5 protein-coding genes are annotated in these 3,235 nt (G+C 61.2%); 3 read left to right on the top strand and 2 right to left on the bottom strand.

Annotation, left to right across the window (positions count from 1 at the left end):
* Together AC2VOU_RS08650 and AC2VOU_RS08645 are read right to left on the bottom strand one after the other, a co-directional pair.
* Window positions 1-402, bottom strand: a 402-nt coding sequence (locus AC2VOU_RS08650; RefSeq protein WP_486957006.1) for a hypothetical protein, incomplete at its 3' end; no start/stop codon positions are given.
* A gap of 194 nt (window positions 403-596) precedes the next feature.
* On the bottom strand, window positions 597-1,082 hold the full coding sequence (locus AC2VOU_RS08645; protein WP_486957005.1) for a redoxin domain-containing protein: 486 nt from the start codon (window positions 1,080-1,082) through the stop codon (window positions 597-599).
* Between the two features lie 90 nt (window positions 1,083-1,172).
* On the opposite strand from AC2VOU_RS08645, the gene AC2VOU_RS08640 reads away from it, so the two are divergent.
* The 3 genes from AC2VOU_RS08640 (at window position 1,173) to AC2VOU_RS08630 (ending at window position 2,819) form a co-directional block, all read left to right on the top strand.
* Window positions 1,173-1,859, top strand: coding sequence for a TetR/AcrR family transcriptional regulator (locus tag AC2VOU_RS08640; RefSeq protein ID WP_486957004.1), 687 nt, complete (start codon window positions 1,173-1,175; stop codon window positions 1,857-1,859).
* Between the two features lie 326 nt (window positions 1,860-2,185).
* Window positions 2,186-2,431 carry a hypothetical protein gene (locus AC2VOU_RS08635; RefSeq protein ID WP_486957003.1) on the top strand — a complete coding sequence of 82 codons (246 nt, stop codon included), beginning with the start codon at window positions 2,186-2,188 and terminating at the stop codon, window positions 2,429-2,431.
* Window positions 2,432-2,453: 22 nt separating this feature from the next.
* Entirely contained in the window at window positions 2,454-2,819 is a 366-nt protein-coding gene (locus AC2VOU_RS08630) for a type II toxin-antitoxin system VapC family toxin (protein WP_486957002.1), read from the top strand.
* The last annotated feature ends 416 nt before the right edge of the window (window positions 2,820-3,235 follow it).

Below are 3,235 nucleotides of genomic sequence, written 5' to 3'. Positions count from 1 at the left end.
TTGGTAAAGATTTACGATCGCCAAGAACATCACAGACAACGGGATAAATGGAGGTTTTATCCCTAGGGGGAGAACGTTGGCCGGCACTTGTGGTTGCAGATGCACGTAAGTCGCAATCCCCATGTTGGCGACCAGTCCGGCTGAGGCCGCGAGGGTGACCGGGCGGTAGAGGTTTGGGATTTTCTGCCTGAAGAAGAAAGTCGAAAGCAGGCCGGTGCCGATCGCCATTTCGCCGGCTTTACCTAGCGGAATGCTGAACCGCGGCAGACCGCTTTTGGTTATCTGGATATCGAACCACGTACGAAAGGGTTCGAAGAATTTCAAGAAACCAAACATGAACATGAAGAAGCCCAAAAACAATGAATTATATTTCAAAGTCGTATTACCTTGTGATCGCCTCATAAATTCCTCTTTTCGCGTTAACAACTTTGTGGACTTGCTGGCGGGCGCATGAACGTTCGCCATAACCGTCCGACCTGCAGCGGGGAATAAAGACGTCTTGACTTGACCGGGCATGGCGTGGCCTGGGTTCCGTCCGTGGCCGGCTCTGCCGCACCGCGCTCAGCGTTGAACACGGTACATCGTGTCAATGACTTTCACCGCGCGTCTGGGTGCTCGGCCAGGTACCTGATGAAGCCGGCGACGTCGTCGGGAACAAGCCGCCCGATGGCCCCGCTGGAGTACACGGCCAATCGCACCGTCTCGTCCGGCGCCAGGATGATGCCGGTCGATTGCAGATAGTGCGGATCGTCGTTGACGTAGGCACCGATCGCCGCGGCAATCTTGTCGGCATCGGCGCTGTGGCCGACCGGAAAGCGCAGCTTGCGCTTGGCGACAAGCTCCGCCGAAGTGTCCTCGTCATCCACAGAGAGGGCGATCACCTTGACGTTGAGCTCGCTGAGGGTGTCCACTGCACGCGAGAAGGCGCTGAGCTGGGCATTGCAGTAGGGGCACCACGAGCCGCGGTAGATCAAGATGACACCGTAGGAGCCGGCGAGGTCGCCCGGCAGGCTGATCACGCCGCCACCGACAGCGGCAACGTCAAGCTGGGGCAATCGCTGGCCATAGTTGAGGCGCGACATCGGGTCCCTTCACATGGTGTTTGTTGGTGACTCCGCCATCGTGCTAAGAAAAAAGTGGACCGACAAGTCCAATTCGGATAGCGTCCGCTCATGAAGCCACATCAGGGTCGTCCCACCTCGCGATTGACGGCCCGCGGGGCGGTCACCAAAGCCCGCATCGTGGCTGCAGCAGCGTCCTTGGTCCGCGAGCGCGGGGTGGCAGGGACGAGCCTGGACGCGGTCATGACCGCCAGCGCCACTAGCAGATCGCAGCTATATCACTACTTCGCTGACAAAGACGACCTCATCAGCGAGGTGATCAAGACCCAGCTCGGCCACGTCATCGCCGCGCAGGAGCCACGCCTGCGCGAAGTGTCGTCGTGGGACGGGCTGCAGCGCTGGTGCGATCATCTCGTGACCACGACCCGCGCGACGCGCGGTGTCGGCGGCTGCCCGCTCGGCTCGCTGGTGAGCGAACTCGCCGACCGATCCGACTCGGCGCGACTCGAGCTGGCGCGGTCCTTTGCCCAATGGCAGTCATACCTGTCCTCGGGCTTTGCGGTCATGCGCGACAACGGTGAACTCGCTTCCGACGCCGACGTGGACGAACTCGCGCTGACGATGATGAGCGCCCTGCAAGGCGGGCTACTCATGGCGCAGACCACGCGCAGCGCCCGTCCCCTGGAACTGGCCCTCAACATGGCACTCGGACACATCGGCCGATACCGATGCGACCCAACAAACAACGCCACCGTGTTGATCGGCGGGGCAGCAAACGACCCGACCGAACATGCCTAACCAACGCGAGCGGCGCACCGGCCTCAGGTTAGGGACTCCGCGTTGAAAAGTGGCGGGGCCGAGACTCTTCGAGGGTTTCAGTGCGGCGATCGGCCAGTCGTCGTCGACATGGCCAAGACTCTGAGGTGGTTGGTCACGTGGCGGGCGCCAGATTCTGCAACGCCCGGATGCGCAACGCAGATCGGATTTGTCAGCGGAATATAGTGCAGCACGATGCAACTCGCATTGCCTGCTGGTAACGGTGCGTTCTGCCGAGGTGCGGGTGCCCAAGGGCGCTCATGCGCAAACGCATGAGGATATGCTCATATGCATGATACGATGCTGCTATGCCTAAGACGGTTCAGATTCGCGACATAGACGACGATGTATATGCCGCGTTGGTCCGTCGTGCCGCGGAGGAGGGGATCACGGTGCCCGAGTTGCTGCGCCGTGAGGCGGCCCGGCTGGCGGCGCGCCCTTCAGTTGCGCAGTGGTTGACGCGGACCGGTCGTCGACCCTCGGAGGTTTCCACGGCCGAGGTGCTGGAGAGTTTGGATGAGTGGCGCGGCGAGTGGCCCAATGCTGGTCGTTGACGCGTCCTGTTTATTCGAGGTTGTGGCCGACACGCCCCGGGCGGGCGCGATAGGAGCGCGTCTGGCGGCAGACGTCGATCAGATGGCGCCGCACGTGATCGACGTTGAAGTGATGGGGGTCATCCGGGGCCAGTACCTGCGGGGGCGATTGGACGGCACGGCTGCGCAGCAGGCCGTCACCGACTTGCGCGATTGGCCGGGCGAGCGTGTCGGGCACCGGTGGCTGTTGGAGCGAGCGTGGCAGCTGCGGGACTCGGTGCGGGGATGGGACGCCTTCTACGTGGCACTCGCGGAGGCATTCGATGCGACTCTGGTGACGATGGATGAGCGGCTTGCGCGCGCGCATGGACCGATCTGCAGGATCGATGTCCTGAAAGCGGGGAACTGACTAATTCCAAAGCGGTTGCGTGGCATCGTCATCCGGCTGCACACGTCACTGTGACGTATGCGAGGAATAAGAAGGCCGCCAGCCCGGAGGATCGTTGGGTGAATGCGGCCGCCCAAGCTACGGGCATGCGACCCCACGGTGTCGGAATCAAATCAGGTTTGTGTGCGCCAGGCCTCCTCGTGGCGCAGAAGTACTGAGCTTTTTCAACCGATGAAACTGAAATGCTGAGCAAGTGTAGATTAGTTTAGCAGACGCAAGTGGTCAAATCATTTGTGCCACAATGTAATTCGTAGTAATAACTGGTAATGATGCGTGTTCGGCAGGTGCGAGTTGCTACGCGTGATGCAGGAAGTCGTCGAGCCAGCGCCAAATCTGGCGCATAGATCCTGGTTCGACGCTGCCGGCGCCACCGGTGA

This window comes from Mycobacterium sp. TH-M25, assembly GCF_057473665.1.
Note: the sequence above shows the minus strand (reverse complement) of the source record. Positions and strands in the feature narration are given on the sequence as shown.